This is a genomic window from Streptomyces sp. NPDC037013 (assembly GCF_055607265.1).
In genome coordinates this window covers 13,999-36,009 of record NZ_JBVJRV010000011.1, presented here as the reverse complement: position 1 = coordinate 36,009, position 22,011 = coordinate 13,999, and the positions used below count along the sequence as shown (strand labels likewise).

General features: G+C 71.9%; 22 protein-coding genes. 13 read left to right on the top strand and 9 right to left on the bottom strand.

The genetic code is table 11. The features are described from left to right. Positions 1-72 precede the first annotated feature (72 nt). The 3 genes from ACZ7DY_RS34425 to ACZ7DY_RS34415 all read right to left on the bottom strand — a co-directional run bounded on the left by ACZ7DY_RS34425 (position 73) and on the right by ACZ7DY_RS34415 (position 2,392). Entirely contained in the window at positions 73-360 is a 288-nt protein-coding gene (locus tag ACZ7DY_RS34425) for a hypothetical protein (RefSeq protein WP_471142642.1), read from the bottom strand. Between the two features lie 181 nt (positions 361-541). After that, positions 542-715 carry a hypothetical protein gene (locus ACZ7DY_RS34420; RefSeq protein WP_471142639.1) on the bottom strand — a complete coding sequence of 58 codons (174 nt, stop codon included), beginning with the start codon at positions 713-715 and terminating at the stop codon, positions 542-544. A gap of 147 nt (positions 716-862) precedes the next feature. After that, positions 863-2,392, bottom strand: a complete 1,530-nt coding sequence (locus tag ACZ7DY_RS34415; RefSeq protein WP_471142637.1) for an alpha/beta hydrolase — start codon at positions 2,390-2,392, stop codon at positions 863-865. Between the two features lie 172 nt (positions 2,393-2,564). On the opposite strand from ACZ7DY_RS34415, the gene ACZ7DY_RS34410 reads away from it, so the two are divergent. Both ACZ7DY_RS34410 and thrS read left to right on the top strand, forming a co-directional pair. Continuing rightward, a complete protein-coding gene (locus ACZ7DY_RS34410) occupies positions 2,565-2,756 on the top strand; it encodes a DUF4236 domain-containing protein (RefSeq protein ID WP_160502320.1) in 192 nt (63 codons plus the stop codon). 216 nt (positions 2,757-2,972) lie between these two features. Next, entirely contained in the window at positions 2,973-4,289 is a 1,317-nt protein-coding gene (gene thrS, locus ACZ7DY_RS34405) for a threonine--tRNA ligase (RefSeq protein ID WP_471142635.1), read from the top strand. 9 nt (positions 4,290-4,298) lie between these two features. Here thrS and ACZ7DY_RS34400 read toward each other — a convergent pair whose 3' ends face one another. After that, complete coding sequence (locus ACZ7DY_RS34400; RefSeq protein ID WP_471142632.1) at positions 4,299-4,913, bottom strand: LysE/ArgO family amino acid transporter; 615 nt, start codon at positions 4,911-4,913, stop codon at positions 4,299-4,301. Positions 4,914-5,013: 100 nt separating this feature from the next. Between ACZ7DY_RS34400 and ACZ7DY_RS34395 the strand changes: the two genes are divergently transcribed. The 6 genes from ACZ7DY_RS34395 to ACZ7DY_RS34370 all read left to right on the top strand — a co-directional run bounded on the left by ACZ7DY_RS34395 (position 5,014) and on the right by ACZ7DY_RS34370 (position 10,366). Then, positions 5,014-5,961: a LysR family transcriptional regulator ArgP gene (locus ACZ7DY_RS34395; protein WP_471142629.1), complete on the top strand. Its 948-nt coding sequence runs from the start codon at positions 5,014-5,016 to the stop codon at positions 5,959-5,961. Positions 5,962-6,057: 96 nt separating this feature from the next. Continuing rightward, positions 6,058-6,327, top strand: a complete 270-nt coding sequence (locus ACZ7DY_RS34390; protein WP_471142626.1) for a hypothetical protein — start codon at positions 6,058-6,060, stop codon at positions 6,325-6,327. Between the two features lie 190 nt (positions 6,328-6,517). Then, positions 6,518-7,297 (top strand): HalD/BesD family halogenase, encoded by a 780-nt coding sequence (locus ACZ7DY_RS34385; protein ID WP_471142624.1) that lies wholly within the window; start codon positions 6,518-6,520, stop codon positions 7,295-7,297. Next, the gene (locus tag ACZ7DY_RS34380) at positions 7,294-8,622 is read left to right on the top strand and encodes an APC family permease (RefSeq protein ID WP_471142622.1); all 1,329 of its coding nucleotides are present in this window, start codon (positions 7,294-7,296) and stop codon (positions 8,620-8,622) included. Before ACZ7DY_RS34385 ends, ACZ7DY_RS34380 begins: the two co-directional genes overlap by 4 nt. Continuing rightward, positions 8,619-9,605, top strand: coding sequence for an ornithine carbamoyltransferase (locus ACZ7DY_RS34375; RefSeq protein WP_471142619.1), 987 nt, complete (start codon positions 8,619-8,621; stop codon positions 9,603-9,605). The genes ACZ7DY_RS34380 and ACZ7DY_RS34375 overlap by 4 nt, the downstream gene beginning before the upstream one ends. A gap of 23 nt (positions 9,606-9,628) precedes the next feature. Continuing rightward, positions 9,629-10,366 (top strand): SDR family NAD(P)-dependent oxidoreductase, encoded by a 738-nt coding sequence (locus tag ACZ7DY_RS34370; protein ID WP_471142616.1) that lies wholly within the window; start codon positions 9,629-9,631, stop codon positions 10,364-10,366. Between the two features lie 29 nt (positions 10,367-10,395). On the opposite strand, the gene ACZ7DY_RS34365 is transcribed toward ACZ7DY_RS34370, so the two are convergent. Then, complete coding sequence (locus ACZ7DY_RS34365) at positions 10,396-10,845, bottom strand: Lrp/AsnC family transcriptional regulator (RefSeq protein ID WP_471142985.1); 450 nt, start codon at positions 10,843-10,845, stop codon at positions 10,396-10,398. A gap of 85 nt (positions 10,846-10,930) precedes the next feature. Between ACZ7DY_RS34365 and ACZ7DY_RS34360 the strand changes: the two genes are divergently transcribed. After that, the gene (locus ACZ7DY_RS34360) at positions 10,931-11,857 is read left to right on the top strand and encodes an SMP-30/gluconolactonase/LRE family protein (RefSeq protein WP_471142613.1); all 927 of its coding nucleotides are present in this window, start codon (positions 10,931-10,933) and stop codon (positions 11,855-11,857) included. Positions 11,858-11,871: 14 nt separating this feature from the next. Here ACZ7DY_RS34360 and uriT read toward each other — a convergent pair whose 3' ends face one another. Beyond that, entirely contained in the window at positions 11,872-13,323 is a 1,452-nt protein-coding gene (gene uriT, locus ACZ7DY_RS34355) for a uridine transporter UriT (protein ID WP_471142612.1), read from the bottom strand. Beyond that, complete coding sequence (uriH, locus tag ACZ7DY_RS34350) at positions 13,320-14,267, bottom strand: uridine-preferring nucleoside hydrolase UriH (protein WP_471142610.1); 948 nt, start codon at positions 14,265-14,267, stop codon at positions 13,320-13,322. Before uriH ends, uriT begins: the two co-directional genes overlap by 4 nt. Before the next feature lie 290 nt (positions 14,268-14,557). Between uriH and ACZ7DY_RS34345 the strand changes: the two genes are divergently transcribed. Next, positions 14,558-15,610 carry a LacI family DNA-binding transcriptional regulator gene (locus tag ACZ7DY_RS34345; protein WP_471142608.1) on the top strand — a complete coding sequence of 351 codons (1,053 nt, stop codon included), beginning with the start codon at positions 14,558-14,560 and terminating at the stop codon, positions 15,608-15,610. 48 nt (positions 15,611-15,658) lie between these two features. On the opposite strand, the gene ACZ7DY_RS34340 is transcribed toward ACZ7DY_RS34345, so the two are convergent. After that, positions 15,659-17,002, bottom strand: a complete 1,344-nt coding sequence (locus ACZ7DY_RS34340; RefSeq protein WP_471142606.1) for a M64 family metallopeptidase — start codon at positions 17,000-17,002, stop codon at positions 15,659-15,661. A gap of 222 nt (positions 17,003-17,224) precedes the next feature. On the opposite strand from ACZ7DY_RS34340, the gene ACZ7DY_RS34335 reads away from it, so the two are divergent. After that, positions 17,225-18,622, top strand: a complete 1,398-nt coding sequence (locus tag ACZ7DY_RS34335; protein ID WP_471142604.1) for a helix-turn-helix domain-containing protein — start codon at positions 17,225-17,227, stop codon at positions 18,620-18,622. 30 nt (positions 18,623-18,652) lie between these two features. Here ACZ7DY_RS34335 and ACZ7DY_RS34330 read toward each other — a convergent pair whose 3' ends face one another. Further along, on the bottom strand, positions 18,653-19,687 hold the full coding sequence (locus ACZ7DY_RS34330; protein WP_471142601.1) for a helix-turn-helix domain-containing protein: 1,035 nt from the start codon (positions 19,685-19,687) through the stop codon (positions 18,653-18,655). A 106-nt stretch (positions 19,688-19,793) separates the two neighbouring features. Between ACZ7DY_RS34330 and ACZ7DY_RS34325 the strand changes: the two genes are divergently transcribed. Both ACZ7DY_RS34325 and ACZ7DY_RS34320 read left to right on the top strand, forming a co-directional pair. Further along, positions 19,794-20,690, top strand: a complete 897-nt coding sequence (locus ACZ7DY_RS34325; RefSeq protein ID WP_471142599.1) for an alpha/beta hydrolase — start codon at positions 19,794-19,796, stop codon at positions 20,688-20,690. A gap of 140 nt (positions 20,691-20,830) precedes the next feature. After that, positions 20,831-22,000 (top strand): NAD(P)/FAD-dependent oxidoreductase, encoded by a 1,170-nt coding sequence (locus tag ACZ7DY_RS34320; protein ID WP_471142598.1) that lies wholly within the window; start codon positions 20,831-20,833, stop codon positions 21,998-22,000. Positions 22,001-22,011: the final 11 nt, after the last annotated feature.

Below are 22,011 nucleotides of genomic sequence, written 5' to 3'. Positions count from 1 at the left end.
GTATCTGGCCCGTGGTCGCGCCCGCTCCGTGCCGGTGGTGATTCTCACGTCATTCGGGCGCCTCGGGTCACCTCACGGCGTGGTGCCGCCGGGTGTCGGCTCATCCGATGCGCGGGTGGCGTGCTCGGTGAGCTGCTGGTTCACCTCGCGGGCCTGCTCCGCCAGCCGGCGGGCCCGTGCCTCGGCGCGGTCGGCCCGGGCGTTGATGCGGGCGATGTCGTCCTCGATGACCTTCAGGGCCAGCTCGGTCGCGGCTTCCGCGTCCTTGGCCGGGAGGTCACCGGGAAGGTCCTCCAGCGCGCTCTTGACCGCGGGGATGCCTCCGCGGGCGTGGATCTCTTTCCAGAACTCGTAATCCATTGCGCCATCCTGGCCGATCGGGCCCCCGCGATGCGAGGCGGTGCGGACGGGACCGGGCAGCGAGGCGGGTCGGCTGGGCCGGGGCGGGCCGGGTTCCCCGGGCTGTGCGCCGTCCGGGGAACCCGGTGACGATCTCGCCGTCGTCCCGGATCGCTGCGACACCCATGCCGCGCCGCGGCCGCTAGGACGCGGGGCCCGCGGGCGCGCTCGCGCCGCCCGGCGAGCTGAAGTCGAGGAGGTCCTCGGCCGTCTGCTGGGTCTCCTCCGCGGCCTTGCGGGCCGTGGCGACGACATCGCCGTGCTCCTGGACGAGGGTGTGATAGATCGGCGCCTGGGTGGCGTCATTGGCCGACATGACCTGCGGCTCCTTGTTCGGTGACTGCGTTTCTCGGGCGGCCGTGTGCGGCCGACCCGCGACCTTACGCGAACTCGGTGCCCCCGTGGCACCCGACCCCGATCATGAGACGGCCGCTTGTGACGACCTTCACACGCGGCCGCCGTCTCAGGAGCAGTACGTGTCGTGGGCGGGCCGCTTCCCCGTGGCGAGGAAGCGCGAGACCGTCCGGTCCCCGCATGCGTTTCCGTTGGCGAGGTAGGCGTCGTGGCCGGTGGCGTCGACCGTCACCATGGTGGCGCGCTGGCCGAGGGCCTTGCGCAGCTTCAGCGCGCCGCTCAGCGGAGAGCCGGGGTCCCGCTCGTTCTGGACGAGCAGGATGTTGGACGGGCCGCGGTCGGTGACGCGTACCGGCTTCTCCTTCGGCTCGAAGGGCCAGGCGGCGCACGGCATCGCGTTCCTGGGCATGCCCGCGGTCAGCGGGAACGCGGTACGGCTCTGGGTGACATCCCGCTGGTACACGGCGGTGGACGTGGGCCACGCGATGTCGTTGCAGAGGGTGGCGGAGCCGACGGCGATGACGTTCTGGAGGGCCTCGTCGGGCGGTGACTGGGGTGCGGGCGGGAGAGTGCCCTTCTCCGCCGCCCGGATCAGCCGGGCAAGGTCCGGGAAGTCGTCGGGGTCGTACATCGTGTCCAGCATGGTCTGGCGCAGTACGTTGCCGTTCAGTTCCCCGGGGTTGGCGCCGGGCCAGGGGATCGGCTCCCGGTCGAGGCGGGCGGCGAGGCGCAGGAAGAGCGGGCGCACCTCGGCGGCGGTGTCGGCCAGGCGGTCCGGATTGCCGGGCGCCGAGGCCCACTTGGCGAACTCGGGGAAGGTGTCCTCCACGCCGGCCTCGTGCGCGGCGACCCAGCCCCGGCCGACCCGGGTGGGGTCCGGGTTGTCGTTGCTGTCCAGTACGACGCGGTCGGTGCGGTGCGGGAACAGCTGGCTGTAGACGGCGCCGACGTACGTGCCGTAGGAGACGGCCCAGGCCGACACCTTCCGCTCCCCCAGCGCGGCACGGATGCGGTCGATGTCCCGAGCGTTGTTTGCGGTGCTGATGTTGCCGATGAGGTCGCCGCCGTTGCGGGCGCACGCCTGCGCCATGCGTGCGGCGGCGGTCATGTTCTCGGTGACGGAGCCGTCCGGGGCGGGCCAGGGGCGCAGTCTGGTGGTGGCGAGGTCGGCGTGTTCGAAGCCGCAGGTCACGGGGGTCGAGCGGCCGAGTCCCCGGGGCTCGAAACCGATGAGGTCGTATTTGTCCCGGATATCCCGGGGCAGTCTCTGTCCCTTGCCGGAGGGGTCGTCGATGCTGGAGCCCCCGGGGCCGCCGGGGATGAGCAGGAGGGCGCCGCGGCGGGCGGCCGGCTTCTCGCTCGGTATGCGGGAGACGGCGATCTGGATCTTCTTGCCCTCGGGGTGGGCGTAGTCCATCGGCACGTCGAGGGTCGCGCACCGCTGCCGCGACTCGGGGCCGTGGCCCTCGCACGTGGTCCAGTCGAGCGGCTGGGGCGCCGTCTTCGTCGTGGCCGTCGCCGGCGAGGCCGACGCGGTCGCGGCCAGTGGCGCGGTGAGGGTGAGTACGGCGGCGGAGGCGGCCAGCAGTGTGGCGTTGCGCCTGGTCTTCGGCATGGCGCTGTGCCTGATCTTCGTCATGGGGAGAGCTTCGCGGAGCCGACCGGGTAGCCACATCATCCCAACTGGCCGCCGTGGGTGAGGGTTTCCCCCTATCGATCACCCTCGATCACCTAGGGGACGCCGGTGCGGGCGTGCGCACGTGACGGACGGCCCTGCCCGGGTACTCGCGGAAGGACGCTAGGAGGAGTCCATGCCACTCACGTTCCGCAAGAGTTTCCGGATACTTCCCGGGGTGCGGTTGAACATCAACAAGCGCTCGTGGTCCCTCACGACGGGCGGCCGTCACGGACCCCGGCGCACGCACAGCAGCACCGGCCGGCGTACGACGTCGATGGATCTGCCGGGTCCCTTCGGCTGGCGCCGCACGACGAAGCGACGCTAGGAGCCGCGCCTTTCCCCGCTGCCGCCACGGCCGGAAAAGGCGGAGCCGGGACAGGTCGCGTCCTGTTACCGTCGCGGCATGCAGAAGCGCGCCGCAGTGACGACGACGCCGGAGAGTGTCCCGGCGCGCTGACCGATGTCCGAGTCCGAAGCCCCGGGGCGAGTGCCCCGGGGCTTCGGCTTGTGGTCACTCGCCCGATGTCCGCGAGGAGACCCCATGAACGACGTGATGCGCATGCGTTCGCACGACGACGACGCCGACCGCCGGCACGAACACCGTGAAGCCCGGTACGAACAACGCGAGGCCCGGCACGATCACCGCGGACTCGGCCGCGAGCTGGGCCTGTTCGGCACCGACCCGCTGATCGGCGCGGGTCTGCCGTACTGGCTGCCGGACGGGGCGGCCGTGCGGCACGCCCTGGAGGAGTACATCCGCGACGCCGAGCGGCGGGCGGGCTACCGGCACGTGTACTCGCCGGTGCTCGGCAAGCGTGAGCTGTACGAGATCTCCGGGCACTGGTCGCATTACGGCGACGACATGTTCCCGCCGATGGACGTGGGCGGCGAGCAGGTCGTGCTGCGGCCGAGCCTGTGTCCGCACCACGCGGTGATCTACCGCTCCCGGTCCCACAGCTACCGCGAACTTCCGCTGCGCATGACCGAGCTCGGCGGCATGTACCGCGCCGAACTCTCCGGCGTGCTCGGCGGGTTGAGCAGGGTCCGGGCCATCCATCTCAACGACGCGCACATCTTCTGCACCCTGGACCAGGTCGCCGACGAGGCAGCCGCGGCGCTGGCGATGATCCGCTCGGCGTACGACGCCCTCGGCATCCGCGCGGCCAGGTTCCGGCTCTCCCTGCCGGGGCCCGGCGGCAAGTACGTCGCCGACCCCGAGAAGTGGCGGCGGTCCACCGCGCTCCTGACCGAGGTGCTCGACCGTTCCGGGCTGCCCTATGAAGCGGAGGAGGGCGAGGCCGCGTTCTACGGCCCGAAGATCGACGTGCAGGTGGCCGACGCGGCCGGCCGCGAGTCGACCCTCTCCACCGTCCAGGTCGACTTCCACCAGCCCGAGCGGTTCGATCTGCACTACATCGGCGCGGACGGCGCCAAGCACCGTCCGGTGATGGTCCACCGCAGTGTCGTCGGCAGTGTGGAGAGAGCCGTGGCCCATCTCATCGAGCGGCACGGCGGGGCCTTTCCGGCCTGGCTCTCCCCCACCCAGCTGGTGATCCTGCCGGTTTCCGGGGCCCAGATGCCCGGCGCCGAGCGTCTGCTGCGCCGGAGCGCCGAGCTCGGGCTGCGGGCCGAGCTCGCCGGGCCGGAGCGCGCAAGTCTGGGCGCGCGGATCCGTGCCGCCCGTCTCGTGCCGTACCAGGCCGTCATCGGCGCGCGGGAGCACGACGACGAGCTGGTCGCCCTGCGGCTGCGCGACGGCCGGCGCCCCGCTCCGCTGCCCGCCGCCGAGGCGGTGGCCCGCATCGCCGCGCTGGTCGGCGCGTACCGCGCCGAGCTGTGGGAGGACGCTCGCGCGTGACAGTGCGGTTCAGAGCACCCCGAGGACGAGCGTCGCACCCATGAAGGCCATCGTCGCCGCGATCAGGGCGTCCAGGGCCCGCCAGGAAGCGGGCCGTTCGAAGAAGCCGCTGAGCAGGCGGGCGCCGTAGCCGAGCGCGGTGAACCAGCAGACGCTGCCGAGCATCGCGCCGATCCCGAAGGCCCACCGCAGCCCGTCGTGGCCCGCGGCGACCGAGCCGAGCAGGAGGACCGTGTCAAGGTAGACGTGCGGATTGAGCCAGGTCATGGCGAGGCAGGCGAGCAGTGCGCCGCGCCGTGACCCGGCCGCCGCGCCGGTGGCCGTCATCGACGTGGGGCGCAGCGCCCTGCGTGCGGCGAGCACGGCGTACGACAGGAGGAAGCCTCCTCCTATGAGGCCGACGAGGGTGAGGGCCGGGGGCCAGGCCGTGACCAGGGTGCCGACCCCGGCGACGCCCGCGGCGATGAGCACCATGTCGGAGACGGCGCAGATGGCAACCACACTGAGCACCGCGTGACGCCGGATTCCCTGGCGCAGGACGAAGGCGTTCTGTGAGCCGATGGCGACGATGAGCGAGAGTCCGGTGCCGAACCCGGCGGCTGTCGCGGTGAGTGCTGTTCCCATGGGCATCGACGTTAAGGATCATCGGGCCTATAAGTACAGGTACAGATTCTCAGGTAGCTTAAGCAATCCTCATGATTCCTCGTTTACGGGAGTACGCCGGGTGTCCGATGTGGGAGAAGCAGCGGGTCTCTGGTCGGGAGCGGTATCGGAGCTGCCGCTCGAACACGTGCGGACGCTGCTCGCCGTCGTCGACGAGGGCACGTTCGACGCCGCGGCGGCCGTGCTGCACGTCACGCCGTCCGCGGTGAGCCAGCGCGTCAAGACCCTGGAGCGCCGGACCGGCCGGGTCCTCTTGATGCGGACGAAGCCGGTGCGGCCCACCGGGTCGGGGCAGGTCGTGGTGCGGTTCGCCCGGCAGCTGGCGCGCCTGGAGCGGGACGCGCGCGCCGAGCTCGGCATCAGCGGGACGGGCGAGTCCGCCGTCCTGCCGGTCGCGGTCAACGCCGACTCGCTCGCGACGTGGTTCCTGTCCGCGCTGGCACGCATCCCCGACGAGATGCGGATCTGTTTCGAGCTGCGCCGCGAGGACGAGGAGCACACGACGTCGCTGCTGCGCGAGGGTTCGGTGATGGCCGCGGTGACGTCGTCGCCGGACGCGGTGGCGGGGTGCACGGTGCGCAGGCTCGGCCGGATGCGGTATCTGCCGGTCGCCTCGCCGGAGTTCGCGGCGCGGCGGCTGGGCGACTGGCCGCGGGTGCCGCTGGGAGAGGTCCTCGCGGACGCGCCCGTGCTGTTCTTCGACCGCCGCGACTGCCTGCAGGACGACTTCGCGCGCAAGGTGACGGGCGGCCGCGGGGCAGCCCGGCTGCGCCACTACGTTCCCTCCTCGCGGGGCTTCGTCGAGGCGATCGAGGCGGGTCTCGGCTGGGGTGTGGTGCCGCAGGCACAGGCCGAGCCGTTGTTGCGCGCCGGCACGCTGACCCTGCTCGACCCCGAACGGGTCGTGGACGTACCGCTGTTCTGGCAGCAGTGGAAGCTGGACTCCCCCGCGCTCGCGGCACTGGCGGACGCGGTGGTGGCGGCGGCCGCCCGCGCTCTGGACCGGTGAGCGGCCCCGCCGCGGGCGGTGCCGTTCGGAGCATCGGCGGAGTGCACGCGGCGCGTGGGCGTGCGGCGCGGGCGACTCCTGTCTAGCGTCACCGGCATGAAGACTGATCCGCAGAGTTACGAGCTGCTGCTGGTGCCCGAGTTCACCGAGAGCGGCGAGAGCACGAGCGGCGGGGCCGGCGCCCTGCGTTCGGCGGTGGTGGTGGCCACCGGGGACACGGGCGCCTCCGGCTATCCGCGGTACGTGGGGGACGGCATGGAGGCCGACATCGACCCGGCGACCCGGTCCGTGGAGGCGCTGCTCGTCGACGGGGCCGAACTCGACTACGGGCTGTCGGTGCGGGTCGCCGACCGGGGGGACGGCTAAGCGCCTGAAACCGCCGCGCCACGCGTGACAGAAAGAAGCGATCCGTCAAAAACAATTTCGCAACATTTCCGCTGGCTTGAATGCGTCGCTTTCCTTGGTGCCCACAGGGTGACCGGGTAGGCTTCCGTCTTCAATAAAGGCCGAAGACCGAAGTGAGCAAACCTCCTGCCGACGACGTTGGGAGCTGGTCATGCGACCGGACGAGCGGATCGGGGGCCTCGTTCAGTCCCTCTCGGAACACCTGGTCAGGAATGTCGACGAACACCTGCTGGAGAGCGCACGCCGTGATTTCCTCCAGCGGGGATTCACCACATTGCCGTTCCTGGCCCCGGACGACGTGAAATCTGCGGTTGCCGACGAAATCGAAAGACTCGTCGAGGAACACGGTGTCCGCCGCGGAATGACTTTCAAGGAGACCGGGGACACTCCCCGGCAGATGCGCAATGTGCGCCACAGGGAAATCAGCGATCACGGATCCGTCATACCGGCGGTGTACGCGTCGGCGGATCTCCTGGACGCTCTGGGGAAGGTCGCGGGCGAGCCGGTGCTCACCTGCCCCTACGAGCCGGAGCGGTATGTGATCACCGAACTCGAACAGTCCGGTGACACCCACGGATGGCACTGGGACGACTACAGCTTCGCGCTGGTCTGGGTGGTCGCCTGCCCGCCCGCCGAGCACGGCGGATTCGTGCAGTGCGTGCCCCGCACGTACTGGAACAAGCAGGATCCGCAGCTGCACCGCCAGTTCATCGCACAGCCCATCCACTCCTTCGAACTGCGGCCCGGCGACCTCTATTTGATGCGCACCGACACCACCCTGCACCGGGTCTATCCGCTGAGCCGCGGCCGCCGCCTCATCATCAATATGGGTTACGCGTCCCGTGCCGACCTGCACAAGCGGATCAGTCACGAGACGATGGACGGGCTCTGGCAGGGTTCGCGCGAAGAACAGGCGGGTCAGACCGTATGACGTCCCTCGAGGGGGCTCCCACCCAAGCGTCCGGGTCCCCTCAACTGCCGCGGCAGCTGGGCACCTCGGGACTGGTCGCACACTACGTCACCTCCGTGATGGGCGCGGGCGTGCTGCTCATCCCCTCGCTCGCCTGGGCCGAGGCCGGGCCGTTGTCCCTGCTCGCATGGGGGCTGCTGATCGTCTACAGCTATCCCTTCGCCCTGATCTTCGCGAAGATGTCCGTACGGCACCCCACGAGCAAGGGCGTCGCCCAGTTCGTGGAGGCGGCCTTCGGCGCCCGGGCGGGCCGTGTCGCCGCCGTCTTCCTCCTCCTCACGCTGCTCGCCGGCAATCCGGTGCTGGGGCTCGCGGCCGGCCGCTATCTGCTCTCCGCGGTCGACCCCACGGCATCGAACCGGGCGGCGCTCCTCGCGGGCGCCGCCGTCATCGTCTTCTGCGTGGCGCTCAACCTCTGGGGCATCAAGGTGAGTACGCGCGCCCAGATGGTGGTCCTCGGCGCCGTGGTGCTGCTCCTGGCCGTCGTGATCTGCCTGGCGCTGCCCGAGGGTCAGTACGACCGCCTCACGCCGTTCGCGCCGCACGGCTGGGGCGCGCTCGGCAGTACGCTGCTCATCTGCTTCTTCGGATTCATCGGCTGGGAGAACGCGGCGCCGGTGGCCGAAGAGGTGCGGGATCCCGGGCACACCTTTCCCAAGGGGATTCTCTACGCGGTCAGTTGTGTGGGGCTGCTCTACTTCGCCATGGCGTTCACCGTCGCCGTGGCGCTGCCCGAGACGAGCGCCGGGCAGTCGGACCTCACGGCCTTCGTGCGCCTCCTTCAGGTGGCCACCGGGACCGGGCTGCAGAGCAGCGGGTTCCTGGTGGCCGGGATCCTGCTGCTGCTCACCACCAACGCCTGGTGCCTGGGTACTTCGCGCGTCGTCTTCGCGCTCGCCCGCGACGGCATCCTGCCGACCGGGCTCAGCAGGCTCTCCTCTCGCGGCCGTGTCCCGGCACGGGCGGTCCTCGCCCTCCTGCCCGGCTACGCGGTGTCGGTCGTCCTCCTGCTGATCACCGATTCCAGCGAGACGACCCTGATCAAGGCGTCATCGGCGACGTACCTGCTCATCTTCCTGATGGCCTTCCTGTCCGCCGCCCGGCTCCTCCCCCGGGGCGCCACCGCCCGCCTGAACCTGGCCGTCATCGCGGCCACCGTCGCCATGCTGCCGTTCTTCGGCATCAGCCTCGTCATCGCGCTCGCGATGCTGCTCCTCTCCGTCATCGCCGAGCGGTGGCTGCGCAAGCGCGTCACCCCACCCACCGAGACAGGAGTCCTCACGTGACGGCGCGACACATCCTGCGAATACAGGACCTATCGGCCAAGGAAATGTGCGCCCTGCTCGACCTCGCCGAAGCGATGAAGCGCGGCGACGACACGCGGGCCCATCTGGCGGGCCGCTGCATCGGCCTGCTCTTCAACGTGCCCTCCACCAGGACCCGGGTCTCCTTCCAGGTCGCCGCCTCCCAGCTCGGCGCCGACAGCTACCCGTACGGCGTCGACGAACTGCGGCTCGCCAACCGCGAGTCGATCGAGGACACCATCGGCGTGCTCAACCGCTACCTCGACGCGCTCGTGGTGCGCTGGTACGACATGAACGAGTACGGTGCCGGGCACCGCCGCCTGCGGACGATGGCGGAGCGGGCGACGATCCCCGTCATCAACGCGCTCGACGACGAGGAGCACCCCTGTCAGGTGCTCGCCGACCTCATGACGCTGCGTGAGCTGTTCGGTGCGCGGGTGCCGAACGAACGGGTCGTGTACGTCTGGTCGTACTCGCCGCGGCAGAAGACCCCCGGGGTGCTGCACTCCTCGATGATGGCCGCCGCCGCGCTCGGCCACCGCATCACCGTCGCGCATCCGCCCGGTTTCGCGCCGGAGGAGCGGGTGACCCGCGCCGCCCGGGCCGTCGCCGCGCGCACCGGCGCGAGCGTCGAGCTGACCCACGACCTCGAGGACGCCGTCGCGGAGTGCGCCGCGGTGTACACGCTGAGCTGGAAGTCCCCCACCCTCGACGGGCAGGAGGAGATCCAGGCGCGGACGCGGCTCGCGGACCGGTGGCGGGTCACCGCGCCGCTGATGCGGCGGGCCGGTGACGGCGCGGTGTACCTCGACTGCATGCCCACCAACCGGGGCGAGGAGGTCGACGCCGAGGTGAAGGACGGGCCGTGGTCGAAGATCTTCCAGCAGGCCGAGAACCGGCTGCACACCCAGAAGGCCCTGCTCACCCAGTTGTTCGACGGAACCCTCTCGGGCGGCCAGCGGTGACGGGGCCCCGGCACGACCCACGGGTGGCGCTGGTGACCGGCGGCGGCGGTGGGATCGGCGGTGCCGTCGCGCGGCAGCTCGCGGACGAGGGCGCCGCCGTGGCGGTGGTCGACCGGGACGACGCGGCGCGGACCGTGGCGGGACGCATCCGCGACGCCGGCGGGCGGGCCGAGCCGTTCCTCTGCGACGTGTCCGACGAGAACGACGTGGCGGCCATGGTCAAGGAGGTCGTCGGCAGATTCGGCGTCATCACGGACGTGTGCTGTGTCGCGGGCAGCATCCGGCGCGGCACGGTCCCGGAGCTGTCGCTCGAGGACTGGCACAGGTCGTTCGCGGACAACGTGGACTCCGTCTTCCTCGTCTGCCGGGCGGTGCTGCCCATGATGGAACGGGCGGGGCACGGCCGCATCGTCACCGTGGCCTCCGGGTGGGGCCTGCGCGCGGGAGAGAAGGCCGTCGCGTACTGCACGGCCAAGGCCGGCGTGGTGATGCTGACCCGGGCCCTGGCGCTGGACCACGGCCCGGCGGGCATCCGGGTCAACTGCGTCGCGCCGGGCGACACGCGCACCCCCATGCTCGCGCACGAGGCGCGCCAACTCGGCCAGTCCGAGGCGGAGTTCCTCGCCGAGGCCGCCGACCGGCCGCTGGGCAGGATCGGCACGCCCGAGAACATCGCGGCCGCGGTGGCGTTCCTCGCCGGTCCAGACGCCGACTACATCACCGGCACCGTGCTCAGCGTCGACGGCGGCGGCAGCATCTGAACGCGGGGGCGTGAACCGCGCCGGCCAGGTCAGCCGGAGAGGGGCAGCGGCGACACCGGACGCTCGAAGAACGTCTCCAGGGAGACGGTGGCGTGGGTGCCGCTGACCCCTTCGATCGCGTACAACCGGCGCAGCACGTCCTGGAGTTGCGTGGTCGTCGCCGTGCGGACCTTGACCAGGACCGAGGCGCTGCCCGCGATGACGTGCGCCTCCTGTATCTCGGGGATCGCCGCGAACTCCGCGGCGGAATCGCCCATCCACGACGTCGAGTCGACCATCACGAAGGCCAGTACCCCGCGGTCGAGCACCGTGGGGTCCACGTCGACGGTCGTTCGCCGGATGACCCCGCGCTCGCGGAGCTTGCGCACCCGTTCATGGGCGGCGCCCGCGGAGAGACCGGCGCCCTTGCCGAGCGCGGCGTACGAGATGGTCGCGTCCTCCTGGAGGAGGGCGATCAGCCGGCGGTCCACGTCATCCACAGTCACCATGGCGCAACCATACAACGTTCTGACATAGTCATGATCGACCGAACGACATTTGCTCGATGGCCGCCAAGGGGTATCCATGTCCGACAATGACAGCACCTCCCCGTACGAGATCCTGGACGAGCGGTTCCGCACCGGACGGTGTGCGAACGGCGACGACCGGCTGGAGAAGCTGTACGGGGGCTGCCGGTGGGCCGAGGGGCCCCTCTACCTGCCCGCCTGGCGCCAGTTGATCTGGAGCGACATCCCCAACGACCGGTTGCTGCGCTGGGACGAGACGACCGGTGCCGTCTCCGTCTTCCGCTCGCCCGCCGGGCACGTCAACGGCAACACCCTCGACCGCGAGGGCCGGCTGATCAGCTGCGAGCAGGGCAATCGCCGGGTCACCCGCACCGAGCCGGACGGCAGCATCACGGTGCTCGCCGACCGTTACCAGGGCAAGCGGCTGAACAGCCCGAACGACGCGGTGGTCCGCTCGGACGGCTCGGTGTGGTTCTCGGACCCGGACTTCGGGATCACCAGCGACTACGAGGGGTTCCGCGCCGAGCCCGAGATCGACGGCCTCAACGTGTACCGGATCGACCCGGCGACGGGCGAGGTGCGGCTGGTCGCGGACGGGTTCGGGGCGCCGAACGGTCTCGTCTTCTCGCCCGACGAGCGGCAGTTGTACGTGTCCGACACGCGGGGCGGCTGCCTGTGGGTCTTCGACGTGCGGGAGGACGGCACGCTGTCGAAGGGGAAGGTCTTCGCGGAGGCGAAGGACGACGTCAGCCGGTTCGACAACCTCCGCTTCGACGACGGCGGCCGGTTGTGGGCCGCCGCCATCGAGGGAGGGGTGCACTGCTACGACCCGGACGGCACCCTCATCGGGCGCCTGCGGGTGCCGGAGCCGGTGTCCAACATCGCCTTCGGCGGACCGAAGAACAACCGGCTCTTCATCACGGCCACCAGCTCGCTCTACTCACTGGTGATGTCCGTGACGGGGTTGCCGCGCGTGCGGCTCTGAGCGGCGCGCCGCGCTCACGGGGTGGCTTCCGCCTCCACCGGCTTGGGGATGAGGAAGGACGTCGCGAAGGCGGCCCCGATGAGGACGACTCCGGCGATCATGCCCGCGGTGTAACCGGCCGGCGAGGTCTTGTCGGCCGGTGCCGCGGCGGTCTGCACGGCGTAGAGGACGGCGAAGCTGAGCCCCGCGCCCAGGTTGAAGGCGCCGGCGTTCAGGCCCGGCAGGAAACCGGGGTTCTCCTTCGGCGAGAGCACGATGCCCAGGCCGTTGAGGACGATGTTGCCGACGCCCGCGTAGGTGACGCCGATGAGGATCGACGTGACCAGGAGCAGGAGCCGCGAGTCGGCGTGCAGGGTGAACAGCATCAGGGCGACCGTGACGGCCGAGCCGATCAGGCCGAGGCGCAGGATGCGGCCGTAGCCGTACGTGGCGGCGAGGCGGCCTGCGAGGGGGCCCATGGCCAGGCCCGCGAGGGCGTACGGCGTCAGGGTCCACCAGGCGGACTGCTCGGCGCCCATCCCGAAGCCCGCCTGCGCGTCCTGGGCGAAGGCCGGGATCATGCCGTTCATCACGGCGAAGACGCCGGTCATGGTGAGGACCGTGGTGAGGAGCAGCGCCCACGTGGAGCGCCGGCGCAGGTGCCGGGTGGCGACCAGGGGGTGGCTGCTGCGGTCCTCGGTGCGCCAGAACAGGGCGAAGGCGAGGGCCGCGACGACGACCAGGATCGCGACGAGCACCCAGTTCGCGGCGCCGAGCTTGCCCGCCTCGTTCAGTGCGATGAGGGCCGCGCCGACCGAGATGACCAGGAGGGTGACCCCGGGCCAGTCCATGCGGGTGTCGGCGGTGTCGGCGGCCCGCGACTCGGGGGTGAGCGTGGCGACGAGGAGCGCGGCGATGGCGGCGACGGCGGCCATGGCCCAGAACACCGACTGGAAGCCGTAGTGGTCGGCGAGGAAGCCGCCGCCGAGGGAGTCGACGCCGGCGATGCCGCCGTTGACGGCGGTGATGACGCCGAGCAGGGTGCCGTACTTCTTCGGCTCGTGGACCTCGTTGCGCAGCATGATGAGGCAGAGCGGCACGGTCGGTCCCGAGATGCCCTGGATGACGCGGCCCGCGAAGAGCATCGGCACGCTCTCGGCGAGCGCGGCGACCACGCAGCCGACGACCATGAGCGCCAGCATTCCGGCGAGCACCTTGCGGCGTCCGACGAGGTCGCCGAGGCGCGGCAGGAAGAGCGAGAAGAGCGCGGCCGAGGTGAAGAACGCGGTCTGGGTCAGGCCGATCTCGGCCGAGGTGGCCCCGAGGGAGTCCTCGATGTTCTTCAGGGCGGGGCTGAGCATGCTCGCGTTGAGCTGGAAGGCGAAGCAGGCCGCGAGGAGCGCGGCGACCAGGACCCCGATGCGCACGGGCCGTGAGCCGTGGGTGCCGCCGGGGGCCGCGGCGGGTTCGGTGAAGGAGGCGTTCATGCGCGCACGTCGCCGATCCGCTCGAGGGCGTCCACGATCAGGTCCCAGAAGCGCCGGTGGTCGAGGTCGACGGCGACCTGGGTGTGGCAGTCGTCGGGGGCGATGGCGCGCAGGTCCGTCACGGTCATGCCGAGCGTGAGCGTGCCGGTGAGCTCGATGTCGACGGGGGCCTTGCGGACGCTCATGACGTCCGGGTCGATGACGTAGGCGACGGCGCACGGGTCGTGGACCGGCGGCGCGTCGAAGCCCTGGGCCTCCAGGTACATGGCGCCGAAGAAGTCGAGGAGCTCGTTGACGAAGAGGGCGGGGGCGGTGCCGACCTCGCCGATGCGCTCGATGACCTCGGGGGTGGCGAGGGCCTGGTGGGTGAGGTCGAGACCGACCATGGTGACCGGCCACGGCTCGTTGAAGACGATGTGGGCGGCCTCGGGGTCGATCTTGATGTTGAACTCGGCGACGGGGCTCCAGTTGCCCGTGTGGTAGCCGCCGCCCATGAGGACGACCTCGCGGACGCGCTCGACGATGCGGGGTTCCTTGCGGGCCGCCATGGCGATGTTGGTCAGGCCGGCGGTCGGGACGATGGTGATCTCGCCGGGCTCGTGCGCCATGACGGTGTCGATGATGAGGTCGACGGCGTGCCGCTCGTCCAGGGCCAGAGTGGGCTCGGGCATCACGGGGCCGTCGATGCCGCTCTCGCCGTGGATCTCCGGGGCCGTCTCGACGGTGCGCACCAGCGGGCGTGAGCAGCCGGCGGCGAAGGGGACGCCGGTGATGTTCGCGATGCGGGCCACCGAGAGGGCGTTGCGGGTGACCTTCTCCAGGGTCTGGTTGCCCACCACGGTGGTGACGGCGACCAGCTCGACATCCGGGTTGCCGTGGGCCAGGAGCATGGCGATCGCGTCGTCATGTCCGGGGTCGCAATCCAGGATGATCTTTCGGGGCATCGCGGAACCTCTTTGTTCGGCTGAGCTGACGACGCTGTGCGGCGCAGGCTCGGGAAAACGTTCTCCCAAGACTTTGTGCACCGGCGCGAATTATGTCAATGGCCGACGACACACCCCAGCAAACTCGCCCGGAACGGACATGATCCCGGGATCATCCAGAGCCACCTAAAACGGCATAGATCCGGCACGGGCCTGCCCCAACAAGGAGAATCCGCCCTGAAAATGGGGCCTGGTGAGCTCTGAGACCCGCTGATAACGTTTGCCGAAACGCATCGAAGGGTGGGCGCGGCGTGGCCGACGTAACGCTGAGAGACGTGGCCCGGGCCTCCGGCTGCTCCGTCGCCACGGTCTCCCGGGTCCTTGCCGGTACGCGCCCCGTCGGCGCCGAGACCGCCCGGCGCGTGCGCGAGACCGCCGAGGCGCTCGGCTACCGGCCCAACCACGCGGCGCGGGCCCTGCGCAGCCGCTCGACCGGCACCGTCGGCCTGGTCCTGCCGCAGATCACGAACCCCTTCTACCCCACGCTGGTACGGGAGTTGACGCACGCGCTGCACGCCGAGGGGCGGGCCGTGCTGCTGGCCGACTGTGACGACGACCCGGTCGCCGAGGCCGAGTACATCGCCGACCTGCTCGGCCGGCAGGTCGACGCGCTCCTGGTGATCCCGGCGCACGAGGAGCGCAGCAGAGAAGCGGTGACCGCGGCGGCCGGGCGGGTGCCGCTCGTCCTGATGGACCGGGGCTGCGGTCCCGCCGTCGCCGACTCCGTGGCGGTCGACAACGCCGCGGGCATGGCTCTCGTCCTCGATCATCTGGCCGCCACGGGCCGCCGCCGGGTCTGTTTCCTCGGTGCCACGGGGACGGCCTCGACCGCCGCCGAGCGGCGCGCCGCCTATGCCGCCGGGGCCGGGGCCCTGGATGCGGGGGCGCCGGACCGGGTGGTCCTCGGCGACTTCTCCGTGGAGTGGGGGCGGGCCGCCGTCGACGAGGTGTGGCCCTCCCGCCCCGACGCGCTGGTCTGCGCCAACGACCTGATCGCCATCGGGGCGCTGCAGCGCCTGCAGCAGCTCGGTGCGGACGTGCCCGGCGAGGTCGCCGTCACCGGGTTCGACGACATCCCGATGGCGGCGCTCTCGGCGCCGGGCGTCACCACGGTCCGCCAGCCGGTGGCCGAGCTGGCCGCCGAGGCGGCGCGTCTCCTCGGCCGCCGCCTCGTGGATGGCGAAGGCGGACCGCGGCGCGCGATACGGCTCGCACCGGAGCTCGTCGTGCGCGAGTCGAGCGTGCCGGTCGCCGCGACCGCCGTCCGCGGGGACGTGGGACGGCAGCGCGCCCCCACCCCGTGAGCGGTTCTGGACACGGGCCGGCCGGCACGCGTCGTGGACCCGAACCGGTCAGCGCCGCACCCGCCAGGTGAGGGAGTCGGTCAGCAGGCCGCGCAGCTCCGGGTCGCGGACCGCGTCGGTCGGGTCGGTGGCGCGCACCGAGAGCGTGTGCGCCCGCCCGTCGGCGGGGACCCCGAGGGCGCGGGGCGTCACGGCGTGCTCGTCCCTGGACCGTTTGACCTCGCGGCCGTCGACGCTCCAGCGCAGCCGGACACCGTCCGCCACCCGCACGCGGACCGTGTCGCCGCGCCGGACCGGGCTGTCCGTGGAGGTCTGCGCGGTGACGACGGACGCGTGCCGGTGGAAGCCCGCGATCATCGCCTCACGACCCGGCAGGTTGAACTGGCGGCCGAGCGTACGCATGATCGAGTCGGCGGTCGGGCGGTAGAGCCCGCGCGGGTAGTAGCCGCCGCCCTGGTACGCGCCGACGGTGCCGCCGTCCGGTGAGGTCTGACCGATCCACCGGTACCACTTCTTCCGCTGCGCGGTGAGCCGGTCGGCGGTCAGCTTGCTGATGTTGCTTTCCCAGGGCTCGGCGCCCTGGTAGGTCCCGTACTCGTCGTACCAGTACTCGTCGGCCAGCTTGCCCAGCGAGTGGCCGGTCTCGTGGACGGCGACCTGGTCGGACTGGGCGTTGTCCGATGAGGCGGTCGCGATGCCGTCGTAACCGGACGGCGAGGTGATGTCGTTGTAGCCCGCGCCGCCGTACTTGGTGGAGTTGGCGAGGACGATGACGAGGTCGGGGTCGGCGGCCTTCTTCGCGTACGACTCGACCTTGTTGGTGTCGACGCACAGGAGGCGTTCGATGCCGTCGCAGAAGAAGCCCGAGCCGAGCGCGGTGTCCTTGACGGTGCCCTGGGTCGGATCGCCGGAGACGCCGGACTGCCGGGAGACGGCGTCGACGGCCCACACATTGAAGAGGCTCTTGTACGAGGCGTACGGCTCGACGGCGGACATCTTCGCCCACTTGGCCCGCACGTCGGCGTGGAAGTCCTCCTGCTGGGCCGCGGTGTAGCCGTCGCCGATGAAGACGACGTCGAGTTTGGTCCCGGTCGGGCCGGCCTCCACGATCGGGACGACGTCCCCGTCACCCTTGATCCTGGCGCGTTCCCCCGGGGAGAGCGCCGGTGGCGCGGAGACCTCGGTGTGCCGGGGGTGTGTGCCGGGTCCGGTGAAGTACTCGACGTGCTGGGTGCCCCGGGCGGCCGGTTCGGGGTTGGCGGCGGTGGCGGTCCCCGCGGGGCCAGTGGCGACGGCAGCCGCCGTGAGGGCGGTGCCCGCGGCGAGGGCGATGCGCAGCGGTGTGCGTCTGGGGCGGCCGGGTGCTCCGGGTATTCGGTGCGTGGGGGGCATGGGCGTCCTTCCGAAGTCCGCGATATAAATGGCGGGTTAAGCGTGGTTAATGCGCGGATCAACGTAGGGCCTTCTTGTGCGCCGGGCAATGGGTGTGCGCCAAGTCGCTTGCGGGGTAGTCAGGTTCTCGCCGATCCGTCCCGCGGTCGGCGGTAGTCTCGCGCGGTGCTGTTCGACGCATCCCGTGGACGGCGGCGCGATGTGACCTACGGAGAGGCAGCGGTGGCGCAGAACGTTTCCCCCGGGGGCCCACCCCCCGACGACCCGGCCGAGATCGGACGGCGCGTCCAGCGGCTGCGCCGCGAACGCGGCCTGACCCAGCGGCAGTTGGCCGAGCCCGCCTACACCCCCGCCTACGTCTCCACGCTGGAGGCGGGCAAAGTGCGCCCGTCGGAGACGGCGCTGCGCCACCTCGCCGAACGTCTGGGCGTCAGCCTCGACGAACTGGCCACGGGCCGCCCGGCCCACCTGGCCGCCGGGCTCCGGCTGCGCCTGTCCGACGCCCGGCGCGCCCTGGCGACCGGTGCGCCCGAGGACGCCGCGGAGCTGTTCCGCGTACTCCACGAAGAAGCCGTCGAGCACGCACTCGTCCAGGAGCAGGCCGACGCGCTCATGGGGCTCGGCGACTGCCTCCTGGAGGCCGGTGAACTCACCCACGCCCGGGACCGTTTCGAGGCCGCCGAACGGCTGCTCGCCGACGAGCCGCTGCCGCGCCGGGTGCCTGCCGTCCGGGGCCGCGCCACCGCCCACCTGCTCACCGGCGAACTCCGCTACGCCTGCTACCTCCTGGAGAGCACCCTCGACGAGCTGAACGCCGCCGGCCTGCACGACCCCGACGCCCTGCTGCTCCTGTACACGGCGTCCATCGCGCCCTACATGGACATGGGCGCGCACGCCCGCGCCGCCCACGCCGCGGAGCTGGCGCTCGCGCTCGCCCCACGCGTCGACGACCCGGCGCTGGTCGCGGGCATGCACCGAGGGGTGGCGCGGACGCTCATCGCGGAGGGCCGCATCGCCGAGGCCGACGCGTCGCTCGCCAAGGCCCAGGAGCTCTACCGCGGGTTGCACATCCGCACCGAACTCGCCCACTGCCACTGGATGCGCGGCTACGTCCACGCGCAGGACGGTGACCTGGAGCATGCAGAGAGCGAGCTGCGCACCGCCCGGTCCATCCTCGCCTCGAAGCGGGCCGCGCTCTTCACCGAGCAGGTGGAGGTCGAGCTCGCCGACGTGCTGCGCCGACGCGGCAAGCCCGACGAGGCGGAGGCCCTGCTGCGGCCGCTGCTCACCACGGGCGACGAGGCGGGGGACGGCGCCGGGACGCTGGGGGCCGGGCGCGGGGCGGTCCACGCGGGCGGTGCGCACCGGCTGCTCGGACTGATCGCCGAGGAACGCGGCGACACGGAACGCGCCGAGGAGCACTACTGCGCCGCGCTCTCCCTCCTCGAACGCTCCAGCGCGGTCGGTGACTTGGCCGACCTCTGCCGGCTCCTCGGCGACCTGCTGCGCCGCAGCGGACGGGTGGAGGCCGCGATGGACGCGTACCGCACGGGTCTGGGCCACCGGGCCGCGCCGGGCACGACCACTCTGGGTCCCGCCCCCGCCCCTCCCCCGATGTGAGGTCCCGTCCGGGTCCGGCGCTTCGGCGCGTCAGTCGTCCAGCAGCCGCCACGCGGTCAGGGCGAGCCTGGCCCGGATCAGGCCGCCGGGCTCGGTGAGGTCGAAGCCGAGGTTCCTGCCCAGCTGTTCCAGCCGGCGGGCGACGCTGCTGTGGTGCAGGTGGAGACAGTCCGCGGCCCGGCGCAGCGAGCCGGTGGCGCAGTAGGCGTCCAGGGTCGCCAGCTCCTCTGGGGTGGCGGCCACGCGGGCGATCGACGCCACGTCGGGGTTGTCGCGCACGACCTCCTGGGGGACCTGTGCGAGCAGCGCCAGCGCGCCCAGTTCGGCATGGGGGACGACCGGCCGGCCCGGTGTGGTGAAGCGCAGGGCGGTGCGGGCCTCCCGCCAGGAGAGGTCGGGGGCCCCGCAGGAGCCGATGCCCGCGCGCACGCCCGCCGGGAACCGGGCCGGGTCGACGGTGGTGGCCAGGATGACGCCCACGTCGGCGAGGGGGGCGGCCTTCACCGGGCGGGTCGGGCAGATCAGTGCGCCGACCCGGTCGAGCGGGAGCCGCCCTCGTACGGCGACGACGCGGACCGGCACGTCGGCGGCGAAGCCGAGAAGCCGCAACGCGCGTGCCCTGGCCGCCTCTTCGCTGTCGGCGCTGATGGCGAGTTCGACCAGGGCGGGGTCGGCCATGGTGGTACGGGCCGGGCCGTACCGCTCGACGGCCGCCGCCGCGGCGATGGCGAACCGGTCAAGGAGCACGTCGTCGAGCGGCCCGGGGCCGTCGGCCCGTTCCAGCCACACCGAGCCGATCTCCTCGTCGTCGAGGGTGACCGGCGCCGTGGTGGAGGCGGGTCCCGGCGGGCCGGGGGCGTCCGTCCCCTCGGGCGTGAGGCGGATGGACCGTCCGGTGCCCGACAGGCGTATGCCTGCCACGCATTCGGCGAGGCCCGCCGAGGACCGGGCGAGCGCGGGGATGTCCACCCGGCGGCGCATCAGGGTGTCGTAGAACGCGACGACGCGTATCGCGCCCTGGACGTGGGAATCCAGGTGCGACAGCCGTTGGGCGAGAGCCTCCATGGCGCAAGGATAGGGGCTGGCCGTGCGCCGAACGGCGCGTGATCCGGCGGCGATGCGCGACAGTCGGCGCTCCCTTGGGCGGGCCGGTTCCGGGAGGATGGCCGTCATGGATCCCGAACTCGAGGCGTTCGTCCCGCTGCTGCCCCGGCAGGACCTCCGTGACCCGTCGGCCGCCCGCAGGATGTACGCCGAGCATGCCGCATCGAAACCGGCGGCGGACCCGTCGGGCCTGGAGATCGAGGACCGCACGGTCCCCGCCGAGCACGACGTGCCGGTGCGGATCTACCGGCCGCACGAGGCCCGGGGAGCCATCGTGTGGATGCACGGCGGCGGGCACGTCACCGGGGACCTGGACACCGAGCACCCGTGGGCCGGCCGCCTCGCGGCCGCCTCCGGAGCCGTGGTGATCTCCGTGGGGTACCGGCTCTCGCCCGAACACCGGTACCCGGCCGCGCTGCAGGACGCGTACTCCGTGCTGACCTGGGCCTTCGAGCATGCGGAGGAACTCGGTCTGGACCCGGTGCGGATCGCGGTCGGCGGTCACAGCGCGGGCGGGAATCTCGCCGCCGGACTCGCTTTGTGGGCGCGCGACCACCAGGGCCCGCCGATCCACTTCCAGCTGCTCAACGAGGCCGCACTCGACGACCGCCAAGAGACCTGGTCGCAGCGGAACTTCACCGATACCCCCTGGTCGACGCGGGCCATCGTGGGCGAGTCGTGGCAGCACTACCTCGGCGCCGGGCCCGCCACACAGTACGCCGCCCCGGCACGCGCCACCGATCTCTCCGGCCTGCCACCCGCCTACGTCGCCACCGCCGAGTTCGACCCCAACCGGGACGAGGACATCGCCTACGCCCTGCGTCTGCTCCAAGCCGGTGTCTCCGTCGAACTGCACCAGTGGCCCGGCACGTTCCACGGCTCACAGGCAATCCTCTCCGCCGAGGTGTCCCAGCGGCAGATCGCCGCGCTCGGTGCCGCCCTGCGACGCGGGCTGGCCGCCTGATCCGGTCACCTCCGGGGCAGGTGCGGGGGGCGTCATGGACGCGCGGCGGCGGCGTGCTGCACCATGGCGGGCAGAGAGCTGTTCAGCGTTCCCCGTCACGCCACGACAGCCCGGGCCGACGCCCGGAAGGGAGCGGCCCCTTGGCCTGTGCCCACCGCGCCGTCCCCTCCGCCGCCGAGGTCGTGATCGTCGGCGGCGGGGTGATAGGGGCGAGCATCGCGTTCCACCTCGCCGAGGCGGGCGTCCGCGACATCGTCGTCGTCGAGCGGGGCGAGCCGGGCGGCGGCAGCTCCGGCAAACCGATCGGCGGGGTGCGGGCGCAGTTCTCCGATCCGCTCAACATCCGGCTGGGGCAGCGCAGTCTGCGGGCGTTCCGGAACTTCGCCCGCCGGCCGGGCGCGGACATCGGGTTCGACGCGGTCGGCTATCTCTTCCTGCTGACCGGTTCGGCGCAGGTGGCGGAGTTCGAGGAGAGCGTGCGGACCCAGAACGGGCTCGGCGTGCCCAGCCGCATGATCAGCCCCCACGAGGCCCGCGCCCTCTGCCCCTATCTCACCACCGAAGGCCTGGTGGCCGCGGTCCACTCCCCCGACGACGGCCACGCCCGGCCCCCGTCGGTCGTACGCGGATACGCGCGCGCGGCGGAGCGCGGCGGTGCCGTGTTCGCCGCGCACACCGAAGTCACCGACATGGAGACGACCGGGGACCGCGTCACCGTGGTCCACACCGACCGCGGTCCGGTGAGCTGCTCCACGGTCATCTGCGCCGCCGGGGCCTGGTCCGCGCGGATCGGGGCCATGGCCGGTGTCCGCCTGCCGGTACGGCCGGTGCGCCGCCAGCTAGCGTTCACCGTGCCGCTGACGCCTCCCGCGCCGCGCATCCCCTTCACGATCGACTTCTCGTCCTCGGCGTACTTCCACAACAGCGACGACGGGCTGCTCCTCGGCCTCGCCGACCCCGGTCAGGCCGAGGGCTTCGACACCACGTGGACACCCGGGTGGCTGGAGCTGTTCCGCGAGGTGGCCCGGCAACGCGCCCCCACCCTCGCGGAGTTGAAAACGTGCGACGGCTGGGCGGGCCTCTACGAGGTCACGCCGGACCACAACGCGCTCATCGGACGCGCGGCGACACCGGTCAACTTCCTTTACGCGACCGGGTTCTCCGGGCACGGCTTCCTCCAGGCACCCGCGGTGGGCGAGATCGTCCGCGATCTGTACCTGGGGCGGCGCCCGTTCGTCGACGTCGCACCCCTGGGCGCGGAGCGCTTCGAGGCGGGGGCGCGCAGCCGTCCGGAGGCCCACGTGGTGTGAGTTCTCCGCGC